Here is a 12,513-nt window from a genome sequence, read left to right as displayed (position 1 = left end):
GCGATCAGCCGACGAGACGGAGGGGGCGGCGCGGATGGAAAGGGATTGGCGGCCAGCTTTCAGAAGCCTGAGCCGCCCCCTCCGTCACGCTTCGTATCCGAAGCGCGACACCTCCCCATTCGCAACGCGAACGGGGAGGAGAGGCGTCACCGCGCCGCGAACTCGCTCAGCGCGTCCAGCACCGCGCGGTTCTGGTCTTCGGTGCCGACCGTGATGCGCAGGCAGTCGGGCAGGCCGTAGCCGCCGACGGGGCGGACGATGATGCCCTTGGTGTGCAGGTAGTCGTTGGCGGCCGAGGCCGTGGCGGCGTCGGCGAAGCGGACCAGAACGAAGTTGCCGGCGCTCGGGAAGATCTCGAAGCCGAAGCCCTTGATCGCCTGCGTCAGGCGCGGACGCCAGGTCTCGACCAGCTCCAGCGAGGCCTTCTGATGCGCCTCGTCCGACAGGGCGGCGACGGCGGCGTCCAGACCCGCGACCGAGACGTTGAACGGCAGGCGGATGCGGTCCACCGCCTCGCACACCTTCAGCGGCGCATAGCCGAAGCCGATGCGCAGGCCGCCGAGGCCGTGGATCTTGGAGAAGGTGCGGGTGACGACGATGTTCTCGGCGTCCTTGGCCAGCGGAAAGCTGGTCTCCCAGTCCGGGGCGGTGACGAACTCGGCATAGGCCTCGTCGATGACCAGCAGGACGTGGGGCGGCAGGGCGGCGTGGAGACGGCGGGTCTCCTCGGCGGTGTTGTAGCTGCCGGTCGGGTTCGACGGGCTGGAGATGTAGACGATCTTCGTCCGCTCATCGACCTGCTCGAGGATGGCGTCCACCTCGGCCTTGAAGCCCGGCTCGGGGGCCAGCTTCACCGACGCCTGGTTGGCCAGGGCCGAGATGCGGTAGGCGAGGAAGCCGTACTGGCCGGTGACGATGTTGTCGCCCGGTTGCAGATAGGTCTGGTTCAGCAGGGCGAAGACCTCGTCCGAACCGTTGCCGAAGATCAGGCGGTCGCCTTCCAGTCCGTGGTGGGCGGCGACGGCGTCGCGCAGCTTGCCGGCCCGGCCGTCCGGATAGATGTGGATGTTGCCGACCGCCGCCTGATAGGCGTCGCGCGCCTTCTGGCCGGCGCCCAGCGCGTTCTCGTTCGACGACAGCTTCATCGGCTCGGCCACGCCGTCGATCTTCGACTTGCCGCCGACATAGGGGGCGATGTCGAGGATGCCGGGCTTCGGCTGGATGGCGTCGGTCATGGATGCTCTCAGAAGATCGGGGCGGCGCCGATGACGCCGGACAATTTGCCGGGCGCGCCGTTCAGCCGCCCGTCCTCGGCCTGCACATAGCCCGCCAGCACGAACAGCTTCAAGCCGCCCGCCTCGATCAGGGGCGTCGCGATCAGCCCGGCGTCCGACAGGGCGTCGGTGATCCGGCTGTTCGGCAGGGTGCTGTCGGTGGCCCAGAAGGTCCGGTCATCGCCGGTCGGCCCCGGCGGAGTCTTCTGCACCAGCAGCGCGCGGGGCAGGCCCGCGCCGTGATCGGGCAGGGCGGCGACGACCCGCAGGTCCGGCTCGGCCAGCAGCCGGCCGTACCAGGCGTTCGACGGCGTCAGGTCCATCAGCGCGCGCGCGCCCTCCCGCACCGCCTTCAGCGCGGCCTCGGGCTGCGCCGCCACACGGGCCGTGAGACCGTAGCGGTCGGCCGCCAGCACCTGCGAGGCCGTTCCCCAGACCACCAGGGGCGCCCCGGTGGCGGCGTCCAGCCGTCCCAGCACGGCGCGGGCGGCGGCGACCTCGGGCGCGCTCAGGCCTTTCAGGGCCTCCCTCAGGGCGATGGCGTCGGCGTCCACGCTCGGGCGCGGACCGGCCGCCAGATGCGCGCGCACGGCCTCGGCCAGCGCGCGATCCAGCGCCAGCCGCGCGGCGTCCTCGGGCGGCTCGACCAGCATCAGAACAGCTTGGGCGCCGGGGCCAGCGGGAACAGGCCCAGCCATGTGCGGCCGTCCCGGAACTCCAGCGACAGCTCGACGGGCCGGTCGCCGTTGACCGCTCCGGCGGTGGCGGCCGCGGCGCTGATGGCCCCGCTGCGGTTCACTGCGCCCGACGGCGCCTGCGCCATGCCCGAGACGACCGGACCCGGCCGCTCGGCGGTCAGGGAGACCCGTCCGACCAGACGCCCGTCGCCGTCCACCGACAGCAGGTCGCTGGTCAGCAGGGCCCGGCTGTCGCCCGCCGAAACCTCGCCGCGCACGCCGGTGAAACGGCCGCCCGCGCGGGTCCAGTTGGTGAACACCCCGGCGGCGTTCGGGCCCTTCAGGGCGCTGGCCTGGGCGACGACGCCCTCCAGCGCCAGGGTCAGTTCGCCGTCCCGGGTCGCGCCCTCGACCGGGCCGCCACGGCGGCCACGCGCCTCGACCAGGTTGAACAGCACGTCCATCTCATCGGTCCGGGCCTCGCCGTTGGTCAGGTGAGGCCGCGTCTCCAGCTGGATCCGTTCCGCCGAGGCGATGGGGAAGGGGTCGGCGCCCGGGTGAGGCGTGAACACCGCCCGCACCAGCTCCAGCCTCAGGTCAGGGAAGCGCGCGCGCAGGTCGCTGATGCTCATCCGCACGGCGTCGCCTCGGACGCCCACCTTGCCCTTGCCGGCGCGGGTCAGGGTCAGGCCTTCCGGCGCGAGGATGACCCAGTGGTCCGGGTTCCAGGCGTTGGCCTCGGCGATGAACTCCGGCGCCGCCACCCCGTGCCCCGACGGGGCCAGGATGCTGGCGTGCGGGATCGACACCCGGGCCCGGAACGGCCAGCCGGTGGTGCTGACCCCGGCGTGCTGGATGGTCCAGCCGTCCTCGCGCAGGGCGACGACCTGCGCCTCCAGCCGGGTCTCGATCTGCTGCACCAGATAGAACCACCAGCCCGTCCAGGCGGCGAGAATTATCCCGACCAGAAGGAAGGGGCCGATCAGGCCGCGGCGGGGATGGCGGTAGGGTTTGTCGGTCGCGTTGCTCATTCAGGGTCCGGGGAAAGCGGGGGGCCGGGAGACAGGAACGCCTGAGGCGCGGGAACGGGTTGTATGCGGATGCTGCCAGACCCTGACAAGCGCCCACGCTACGGAACGGCCCATGTGACCGCCCGTTGGGCTGTCGTCATCAAGGGAAGAGCGCCATGGAAACCCAGTCGCTGCATCGCGGCCGCCTGATCGATCATATCCAGCTGGTGGTCGCCGACCTTCCGGCCTCGCGGCGCTTCTATGACGCGGTGTTCGCGACGCTCGACATCCCGCTGGGCGGCGAGGCCGAAAGCTTCTTCTGGGTCGACGAACTGTTCGTCTCCACCGCGGACAGCGTGGCGGCGACGGGGCGGCTGACCGGCCGTCACCATCTGGCCTTCCAGGCCAAGGATCGCGCCACGGTCGAGGCCTTCCACAGCGCCGGTGTGGCCGCAGGCGGGACCGACAACGGCGCTCCGGGCGAGCGGCCCTACCACCCCGGCTACTACGCCGCCTTCCTGCTCGATCCGGACGGCAACAACATCGAGGCGGTCTTCCACGGCGAGGCCCGGCGGTCGGCGGACAGCGTCGAGATCACCTTCGAGGCCTAGGGCTCGGGGTGTGGGGTGTGGGGTGTGGGGTGTTGGGCTTCTGGCCGCGGGGCACAGGGCGAAAACAAACTCAGGTCTCATCCCAAGCCCCGACACCCGACACCCCACACCCCATACCCAAAGCCCTAAGCCTTCTCCCCCAGAAACCCGCCCACCAGCTCCACAGCCTCGGCCAGCCCCATGCGGAGCACCTCCGTGCCGGGCGGCAGGCTGGCGAACAGGCGGGTGGGGCAGGCGGCGTCCAGCATGACGAAGACGCCCTTGTCGTCGGCCCGGCGGATCAGTCGGCCGAAGGCCTGCGCCATCCGCGCCCGCGCCAGCGCGTCGTCATAGGCGCGGCCCTGCGCCGAGCTGCCGCCGAAGCGTTCCCGCCGCGCCTTGTGCAGCAGGTCCGGACGCGGCCAGGGCACCCGGTCGAAGGCGAGGATGCGCAAGCTGCGCCCCGGCACGTCTACCCCGTCGCGCACCGCGTCGGTGCCCAGCAGGCAGCTGTCCTGCTCGGCCCGGAACACATCGACCAGCGCCCCGACCTCCAGCGGATCGACGTGCTGGGCGTAGAGCGGCAGGCCCGCCTTCGCGAGGTCCGGTCCCAGTCGTTCATAGACCGCCTTCAGCCGCCGGATGGCGGTGAACAGGCCCACGCCCCCGCCGCCCGCGGCGAGGAACAGCTCGCGCATCGCCGCCGCCGTCTGGCGCGTGTCGTCCTTGATCAGGTCATTGACGACGATGACCCGACTGTTCTCCGCATAGTCGAACGGGCTTTCGACCTTCAGCGTCCGGGCGGGCTCGATCAGTCGCGCCGAGCCGGTCCGCATCCGGGCCAGATCGAACGGATCCTCCGCCCCCGGATCGGACAGGGTGGCGCTGGTCACCAGCACGCCGTGCGACGGCATGATGACCGCCGCCTCCAGCGGCACGGTCGGGTCGATCCAGTGCCGGCGCAGGGCCACGTCGGCGATCCGGCCGAAGGCGGCCTCGGCGCTCAGCCAGTCGACGAAGTCCGGGTCCGGCTCGCCGGTGTCATTGTCCAGCGCCGCCAGCATGGAGCGCCAGCCGGGCAGGGTCATCCGCGCCCGCCGGTCCAGTCCGCGCAACGCGCCCTCGATCCGCGCCCGCGCCGAGCCGTCCAGCTCGACCGACTCGTCGTCGAGGATGTCCTCCAGATGCCGTGACAGGGCCAGCAGCGGAGTTTCGACGGCCGCCAGCGCCCGGGCCGCCTCCCGCGCCGCGTCCAGCACCGGATCGGTCACCGGCCGCAGGCTGCATTCCAGCCCGAACTCGATCCCGCCCGGCCCGCCGCTCTCGCTGGTCCGTGCACGGAGCTGTTCCAGCGCGGCGACCAGAAAACGCTCGATCGGGCCGATCGGATTGACCTCGCCCGAGGCCGGGGCGATCCGCCCGGACGCCCCTTCGCCGGGCAGCTGGGCCGCCGCATGGATGGCGTCCTGCAGGGCCTTCGTCGCCGCCTCGTTGTCGGCGCACAGGTCGCCCAGCCGCTGTTCCAGCCCGCGCCCGCGCCGTCCGCGCCCCTCCGGTCCCCGGATCCAGCGGCGCAGTTCGGCCGCCTCCTGCCCGGACAGGCAGGCGGAGAAGGCGCTGTCGGCGGCGTCGAACAGGTGGTGGCCCTCGTCGAAGACGATCCGCTTCAGCGCCGCCGTCTCGCCGTCCTGCTTCAGGCCCCGGGCCGAGCGGGCCCCGTCGAACGCCGCCTGGGTCATCACCAGCGCATGGTTGGCCACCACCAGATCGGCACGGCGGCTGGCGCGGATGGTCTTCTCGACGAAGCACAGCCGGTAGTGGGGACAGGCGGCGTGCACGCATTCGCCGCGCCGGTCGACCAGATTGGCCGGGCTGGCCTGCTGCGCCGTCGGCGTGGCGAACAGGCCGGGCAGCCAGCCGGGATAGTCGCCGCCGGTCATGTCGCCGTCGCGCGAATACAGGGCCCAGCGCCCGACCAGCGCCATCGCCACGACGTCGCCGTTCCCCAGCTGCGCCGCCTGCACCATCTCCTGCAGGTTCAGCAGGCACAGGTAGTTCTCCCGCCCCTTGCGGACGACGGCCTTCTTCTTCCGCTCGGCCGGATCGGGCCACAGCGACGCCGACTCCCGGTCGATCTGCCGCTGCAGGGCGCGGGTGTAGGTCGAGACCCAAGCCGCGCCGTGATTGCGCTCGGCCCAGACGCTGGCGGGCGCCAGATAGCCCAGGGTCTTGCCCGTCCCCGTGCCCGCCTCGGCCAGCAGCACGCGGGGTCGGCCTTCCTCATTGCGCGGCGAGAAGGCGAAGGCGGCCTCGGCGGCATAGTCGGACTGCGCCGGACGGGTCTCGTCCAGCCCGGAGGCCTGCAACAGCTTCTCCAGCCGGATGCGCGCGCTCTCGCTGTCGACCGGGGCCGAGCCCGCCTCGCCGCGCGGCGCCTCGTCCTCCCATTCGGTCAGCCGGGACCAGACGTCAATGCCGCTGCCGCGATGCTGGCGCGCTCGCAACGGCTGGTGCTGCAAGGCCCCCGCCACCCGCCAGGACCAGCTCCAGCCCGCCCGCGACAGGGTCTCGTTCAGGGTGAAGGCGTCCTCGCGCTGCGGATAGGCCGGGTCCGCCAGTTCCCGCAGCAGCCCTTCAGCCGCCGCGCGCAGGGCCAGCGCCTGCGCCTCGGGCCCCTTCGGCTCCGGCTGGCCCATGGCCAGCGCCAGACCAGTCGGCGACGGGGCGCAGAACCGCGCGGGCCGGACGAAGGCGAACAGCTCCAGCACATCCAGCAGGTCGCCCGATCGTGGCGGCGGCGCGATGCCCAGACGTCTGGCGGTCAGGCTGGCGTGGGCGACCATCACGGCGCCGCCGGTGAACAGCCCCTCGGCCGCGCCCCGCCCGATCTTGCGCGCCCCCTCCGGGTCGCACACCGCCCCCGCGCCCGGCGGCACGGCCAGCGCCGGCGGCAGGTCCAGCCAGGGCTCGGTTCCGGTCAGGCCGGCGGCGGATGTCAGGGAGTCGGTGGACACCGGGACTAGATAGCGTCTGGAGGCGTGAAACGGAACGGGAACATGCTATATGCCCTCCGTGACGTCCGACGCCGCTCCCGCAACGCTTCCGCCGCTTTTCGCCGACTGGTTCGCCTCGCGCGGCTGGGCGCCGCGTCGGCATCAGCTGGAGATGGTCGCCGCGGGACAGGCGGGCGCCCACGCCTTGCTGGTCGCGCCCACCGGCGGCGGCAAGACGCTGGCGGGCTTCCTGCCGTCGCTGATTGATCTGGCCGGGCGCGGCCCGCGTCCGCCGCACGGGCCGGGCAGCGGGGTGCACACCCTCTACCTCTCGCCGCTCAAGGCCTTGACCACCGACGTCGAGCGCAACCTGATGACGCCCATCCGCGAGATCGGGCTGAACATCCATGTCGAAAGCCGCACCGGCGACACCAAACAGTCCAAGCGCCAGCGCCAGCGCGACTTCCCGCCCGACATCCTGCTGACCACGCCCGAACAGCTGGCCCTGTTCTGCGCCTGGGAGGGGGCGAGGGCCTATTTCGCGGACCTGAAATGCGTGGTGCTGGACGAGGTCCACGCCATCTGGAGCGGCAAGCGCGGCGACCTGCTGTCGCTCGGTCTGGGGCGGTTGCAGAAGTTCGCGCCGGCGATGCGGCGGGTGGCCCTGTCAGCGACCGTGGATGATCCGGAGATGATCGCGGGGTGGCTCAAGCCTGCCCCCGAAGCGCCGGTGACCATCGTCAAAGGCGACCCCGGCGCCCCGCCCGTCATCGATGTCCTCGTCTCCGAAGGTCGTGTCCCCTGGGCCGGTCACACCGGCGTCCACGCTGTGCCCGAGGTCTACGACGCCATCCGCCGCTCGGGCATGAGCCTGATCTTCGTCAACACCCGCTGGCAGGCCGAGTTCGTGTTCCAGCAGCTGTGGGCGATCAATGAGGACAGCCTGCCCATCGCCTTGCACCACGGTTCCCTCGCCGCCGAGCAGAGGCGCAAGGTCGAGGCGGCGATGGCGCGCGGCGACCTGCGCGCCGTGGTCTGCACCTCGACGCTGGACCTCGGCATCGACTGGGGCGACGTCGATCTGGTCATCCAGCTGGCCGCGCCCAAGGGGGCGTCGCGGCTGGTCCAGCGGATCGGCCGCGCCAACCACCGGCTGGACGAGCCGTCGCGCGCCCTCATGGTCCCCGCCAGCCGGTTCGAGATGCTGGAATGCCAGGCCGCGCGCGAGGCCGTCGCCGAAAACGCCTTCGACTGGGAGCCGGTCCACACCGGCACCCTCGACACCCTGGCCCAGCACATCATGGGCTGCGCCTGTTCCGAGTCGTTTGATCTGGATGATCTGTATACGGAGGTTTCCGCCTGCGGTCCCTACCGCGGCCTGACGTATGAGCAGTTCGAGGAGGTGGTCGATCTGGTCGCCACCGGCGGCTACGCCCTGCGCACCTACGACCGCTTCGCCCGCATCGTGCGCACGCCGGACGGCCGCTGGAAGGTCCGCAACGCCCAGCTGGCCCAGAGCCACCGCATGAACGTCGGCGCCATCGTTTCGGCCGCCAATCTGAACGTGAAGGTCGCCTCGCGCCGTGCCGGAGGAAAGCACCTGATCGGCGGCCGCAAGATCGGCGAGGCCGAGGAGTGGTATTTCGAGCAGATGGAGCCCGGCGACACCTTCATCTTCGCCGGTCAGGTCTGGGCCTTCCAGGGCATCTCGGGGACCGATGCGCTGGTCAGCGCGGCCACCGGCAAGGACCCGAAGATCCCCTCCTACGGCGGCTCCAAATTCCCGTTGGGCACGTCGCTGGCCGAGCGGGTGCGCGACATGGTGCAGGACCGCGATCACTGGCGCGTCCTGCCGCCCGACGTGCAGGAGTGGCTGGAGCTGCAGGAGGTGCGCTCGCGCATCCCCCGCGCCGGCGAAATGCTGGTCGAGACCTTCCCGCGCGGGACCCGGCATTTCATGGTCTGCTACCCGTTCGAGGGGCGGCTGGCCCACACCACCCTGGCCATGCTGATCACGAAGCGGCTGGACCGGTTGGAGATCGGCCCGCTGGGCTTTGTGGTGACCGACTATTCGCTGGCGATCTGGTCGATCCGGCCGATGGATACGGTCGACCTCGACGCCCTGTTCGAGCCCGACATGCTGGGCGACGACCTCGAGAGCTGGCTGGAGGAGAGCTTCATGATGAAGCGGACCTTCCGCAACTGCGCCCTGATCTCCGGCCTGATCGAGCAGCGCCAGCCGGGGGCGGAGAAGACCGGGCGGCAGGTCACCTTCTCGACCGACCTGATCTATGACGTCCTGCGCCGTCACCAGCCGGATCACCTGCTGCTGCGTACGGCCCGCGCCGACGCGGCCTCCGGCCTGTTGGATGTCGCCCGGCTGGGCCAGCTCCTGACCCGCATCCAGGGCCAGCTCGTGCACCAGCCTCTGGACCGACCCTCGCCCTTCTGCGTCCCGGTGCTGGTCCAGATCGGGCGCGAACGGGTGGGCGGCGGGGCCGCGGAAATGATCCTGTCCGAGACCGCGCTGGACTTCGCCGAGGAGACGCTGATCGCCGAGATCATGGCCGACGCCCCACCGGAACTGGAGGGCGCGGCGTGAATAATCAAAACGCGTTCCTTCTCCCCCTGAGGGAGAAGGTGGCTCGCGGAGCGAGACGGATGAGGGGGCTGCTGGCCCCACGCTCATCGTCAGACGTTCTGCAGGTTGAACCTTACCCCTCATCCGGACGGCTCCGCCGCCCACCTTCTCCCTCAAGGGGAGAAGGACGATGAATGCGAACTTGCGACAGACCCTGTCCCCCTTCCGCCATCCCTGCGGCGGGCTGAAGGTGCGCGTGGCCGGTGAGGCCTGCGTGCTGCGCTGCTCGGGCGCCCTGTGGCTGCCGGACCACCGGACCCTGATCGCCTCGGACCTGCACCTCGAGAAGGGCTCGGCCTTCGCCTTGCGCGGCCAGATGCTGCCGCCCTACGACAGCCCCGCCACGCTGGCGAAGCTGGAGGGGGAGATCGAGGCGCTCGATCCCGCCCGCGTCATCCTGCTGGGCGACAGCTTCCACGACTCGAAGGCCATTGATCGTCTGTCTACGGAGGATCGCGAGCGCGTGGCCCGGCTCGCGGTCGGCCGCGACTGGGTCTGGCTGGAAGGCAACCACGACCTCGTGGCGCTGGAGGGGGCGCTGGACGCCCTGCCGGGGCGGGTCGTCACCACCCTGTCGCTGGGCGCCCTGTCCCTGATCCACGAGCCGCAGCCGGGCGAAGCCATGGGCGAAGTCGCCGGCCACCTCCACCCCGCCGCCCGGGTCGCCGCCTACGGCCGGGGCGTTCGGCGCCCCTGTTTCGTCACCGACGGAAAGCGCCTCCTGATGCCCGCCTTCGGCGCCTTCACCGGCGGTCTGGATGTGCGGGACGCGGCGGTCGCGGGCCTGTTCGCCGAGCCCCCGCTGGTCGCAGCGCTCGGGCGGGACAAGGTGCACGCTCTGGCGTGGGAGACGGTGCGGTAGGTCAGCGTCCCGCGGTCTGCTGGTCGATGAACTCGATGATCTCCGCAACCGGAAGCGTGAAGATCCCGCCGTTGTCGGCCTTCCACTGCGCGATGCCGTCGCCGGGATCGGGGAATTTCACCGACTGATCCCCGAGGCGCGTCACGCTGGCGTCCAGGGTCTCGCGGCTGACCGGAGAGTGCTGGAGCACGGGCTGCATCTCCGGATTCCGCAGGCGGAAGCCGATGACGGAGATATGGTAGACCCGCTCGCCGCCGTCGGCGGGCCCGATCGTCTCGATCCGCTGGATTTTCAGCAGCGAGCCTTCGTCGCCCGGTCGCGTGCGGTACTCCCACACCTGACCCGCCGCATAACGGTCCGGCTCGGCGAACCCCGTCAGGCCGGTCAGGGCGACCACGCCGCCCAGTGCGATCAGCGTGCGCCGGATCATGCCTTGGGCTCCGGGTTCAGCAACGCCGCCGACGCCGTCTCCACGCTGTCCTCCAGCCGCTTCATGAACTCGGCGCGCTTCAGTCCGGCGGGGATGGGCGGCAGGAACTCGAACACCACCGTGCCCTTGTGGCGCATGAAGCCGTGGGCGGGCCAGTGGACGCCGGAGTTGGTGGCCACCGGCCAGCAAGGGACGTCCAGATCGCGATAGATCGCCGCCACGCCCGGCTTGTAGTCCGCCGGCGCGCCGACCGGGGCGCGGGTGCCTTCCGGGAAGATCAGGATCTGGCGGCCTTCGGCCAGACGGGCGCGGGCCTGTTTGACCATGGTCTTCAGCGCGGTCGAACCGGCCGAGCGGTCGACCGGGATCATCTTCGTCTTCCAGGCGAACCAGCCGAAGAAGGGCAGGACCATCAGCTCCTTCTTCAGCACGAAGCAGGGGTCGTCGAGGACGGCGAAGGGCGCGACCACGTCCAGCATCCCCTGATGCTTCGGCGCGATCAGGGCCGGGCCGGTCGGGCGGTGCTCAAGGCCCCGGAACTCGACCTTCACCCCGGCGATCCAGCGCAGGCCGAACAGCACGAACCGCGCCCAGGCCTTGATCACGCCCATGGCCGGGCCATGAGCCATCAGCAGCGCGGGCGACAGGCCGACCGCGAAGATCGGCATCGACAGATAGAGCCACAGGGTGAACAGCAACGAACGCAGGGTCTGCACGGTCAGGCGGCCTTTTCTTGCGGGGCGTCTTCCGCGGCGGTCGCCGCCGGACGTCCCTCGCCGGAGAGCTTGCCCACGGCGACGCGGCCCAGGGCCGCGAGGTATTTCAGATATTCCAGCGTCATCCGCCGGGCGGTGACGGCGGCCCGCCACCAGCGCGAATTGTCCAGCGAGGGGGTCTCGACCGCATAGGCGGTCAGGGCCACGCCGGGGGCGGCGGCCCGGATCTCGGTCAGGGCGCGCGGCATGTGGTAGTCCGAGGTCACCACGATCAGGCTCTCATAGCCCTTGGCGTCGGCCCAGGCGGCGATCTCCTGCGCATTGCCGATGGTGTCCTCGGCCTCGAAGCCCAGGTCGACGCAGCAGTTGAACAGGCGGTTCGAGCCGGGGGTCAGGGCGCGCAGCTCCTGCCGGCGGACCTCGCGGTTGACGCCCGAGATCAGCACCCGGTCGCCCTTGCCCTGCTCCAGCAGGCGGATGGCGGCGTTGACCCGCTCCGCCGACGGGCCGGTCAGGGCCACGATGGCGTCGGCGCGCTCCGGCTCGGGCGCGGGCGTGTAGCCGCGCACCCGTTCGGCGAACACGAACAGGCCGATCAGCCAGATTAACACCACGATGGCGATGAAAGTCAGAAACTTCATGCCCTTAGCCTACCTGTGGCCCCTCAGTCGCGCCAGCGCGGTGAAGCGCGCCGCGACAAGCGCCACCGTAGCCGCCAGCAGCGGACATGGCGAGAGGATCAGGATATCGCTCCAGGCGACGGGCAGGGCGGGGGTTAGGCCGTCGCTGCCGCCCAGCAGGCGCAGCAGGCTCGACGCCAGCATGGCCGCTAGCGCGCCCGCGGCGCCCGCGCCCGCCGCCAGCAGGCCGTAGCGGCGCTGGAACAGCCCCGCGATCCGCCCGTCCGAGGCGCCGTTCAGGCTCAGGGTCTCGATCACCGTCGCCTGCGCCGCCATCCCGGCGCGGGTCGCATAGGCCACCGCCGCCCCCGCCGCGCCCGCCGTCAGCAGGAAGGCCAGGGCCGCCAGCACGGTGATCAGGCCCGCCGACCGCTCGGCCTCGCCGCGCCACAGGCTGTGATCGTCCACGGTCGCGTCGACCCCCGCCTGCGCCAGCGCCCGGCTCAGGGTCACGGCGCTGGCCGGGGCGTCCCTGTTCAGCCGCACGGTCACCAGATGGGGCAGGGGCAGGTCGGGCAGGACCGCGTCGCCGACCCAGGGGCGCAGCAAATCCTCGGCGGCCTTGCGGTCCATGGCCTCGGCCTCGTCCACCCCGGTGACGCCCGCCAGGGTCTCGGCGGCGCGGGCGGCGGCGGCGTCG

At 71.4% G+C, this 12,513-nt stretch carries 11 protein-coding genes; 3 read left to right on the top strand and 8 right to left on the bottom strand.

The features are described 5' to 3' along the window. Nucleotides 1-146: 146 nt before the first annotated feature. The 3 genes from hisC to VGE03_RS13410 are packed head-to-tail and all read right to left on the bottom strand — an operon-like array spanning nucleotide 147 to nucleotide 2,982. Nucleotides 147-1,235: a histidinol-phosphate transaminase gene (gene hisC, locus VGE03_RS13420; protein ID WP_331046977.1), complete on the bottom strand. Its 1,089-nt coding sequence runs from the start codon at nucleotides 1,233-1,235 to the stop codon at nucleotides 147-149. Between the two features lie 8 nt (nucleotides 1,236-1,243). Continuing rightward, nucleotides 1,244-1,927, bottom strand: a complete 684-nt coding sequence (locus tag VGE03_RS13415) for a hypothetical protein (protein WP_331046976.1) — start codon at nucleotides 1,925-1,927, stop codon at nucleotides 1,244-1,246. Beyond that, nucleotides 1,927-2,982 (bottom strand): DUF2125 domain-containing protein, encoded by a 1,056-nt coding sequence (locus VGE03_RS13410; RefSeq protein ID WP_331046975.1) that lies wholly within the window; start codon nucleotides 2,980-2,982, stop codon nucleotides 1,927-1,929. The genes VGE03_RS13415 and VGE03_RS13410 overlap by 1 nt, the downstream gene beginning before the upstream one ends. A gap of 155 nt (nucleotides 2,983-3,137) precedes the next feature. On the opposite strand from VGE03_RS13410, the gene VGE03_RS13405 reads away from it, so the two are divergent. Beyond that, on the top strand, nucleotides 3,138-3,572 hold the full coding sequence (locus VGE03_RS13405; RefSeq protein WP_331046974.1) for a VOC family protein: 435 nt from the start codon (nucleotides 3,138-3,140) through the stop codon (nucleotides 3,570-3,572). 125 nt (nucleotides 3,573-3,697) lie between these two features. On the opposite strand, the gene VGE03_RS13400 is transcribed toward VGE03_RS13405, so the two are convergent. Next, nucleotides 3,698-6,532 carry an ATP-dependent DNA helicase gene (locus VGE03_RS13400; RefSeq protein ID WP_414644956.1) on the bottom strand — a complete coding sequence of 945 codons (2,835 nt, stop codon included), beginning with the start codon at nucleotides 6,530-6,532 and terminating at the stop codon, nucleotides 3,698-3,700. 82 nt (nucleotides 6,533-6,614) lie between these two features. Between VGE03_RS13400 and VGE03_RS13395 the strand changes: the two genes are divergently transcribed. Further along, the gene (locus tag VGE03_RS13395) at nucleotides 6,615-9,146 is read left to right on the top strand and encodes a ligase-associated DNA damage response DEXH box helicase (RefSeq protein ID WP_331046972.1); all 2,532 of its coding nucleotides are present in this window, start codon (nucleotides 6,615-6,617) and stop codon (nucleotides 9,144-9,146) included. A gap of 169 nt (nucleotides 9,147-9,315) precedes the next feature. Beyond that, nucleotides 9,316-10,047 carry a ligase-associated DNA damage response endonuclease PdeM gene (gene pdeM, locus VGE03_RS13390; protein ID WP_331046971.1) on the top strand — a complete coding sequence of 244 codons (732 nt, stop codon included), beginning with the start codon at nucleotides 9,316-9,318 and terminating at the stop codon, nucleotides 10,045-10,047. Between the two features lies 1 nt (nucleotide 10,048). Here the strand turns inward: pdeM and VGE03_RS13385 are convergent, their stop codons facing one another. From VGE03_RS13385 to VGE03_RS13370, 4 genes are all read right to left on the bottom strand, one after another. Beyond that, a complete protein-coding gene (locus tag VGE03_RS13385; RefSeq protein WP_331046970.1) occupies nucleotides 10,049-10,477 on the bottom strand; it encodes a hypothetical protein in 429 nt (142 codons plus the stop codon). Next, nucleotides 10,474-11,193 carry a lysophospholipid acyltransferase family protein gene (locus VGE03_RS13380; protein WP_331046969.1) on the bottom strand — a complete coding sequence of 240 codons (720 nt, stop codon included), beginning with the start codon at nucleotides 11,191-11,193 and terminating at the stop codon, nucleotides 10,474-10,476. Before VGE03_RS13380 ends, VGE03_RS13385 begins: the two co-directional genes overlap by 4 nt. Nucleotides 11,194-11,195: 2 nt before the next feature. Further along, nucleotides 11,196-11,834, bottom strand: coding sequence for a YdcF family protein (locus tag VGE03_RS13375; RefSeq protein WP_331046968.1), 639 nt, complete (start codon nucleotides 11,832-11,834; stop codon nucleotides 11,196-11,198). Between the two features lie 9 nt (nucleotides 11,835-11,843). After that, on the bottom strand, nucleotides 11,844-12,513 hold a 670-nt coding region (locus tag VGE03_RS13370; protein WP_331046967.1), incomplete at its 5' end, for an FtsX-like permease family protein.

It is taken from the genome of Brevundimonas sp. (genome assembly GCF_036400995.1).
Taxonomy (GTDB): Bacteria; Pseudomonadota; Alphaproteobacteria; order Caulobacterales; family Caulobacteraceae; genus Brevundimonas.
The sequence above is the reverse complement of the archived record's forward strand: the minus strand, read 5'-3'. Positions and strand labels throughout refer to the sequence as shown.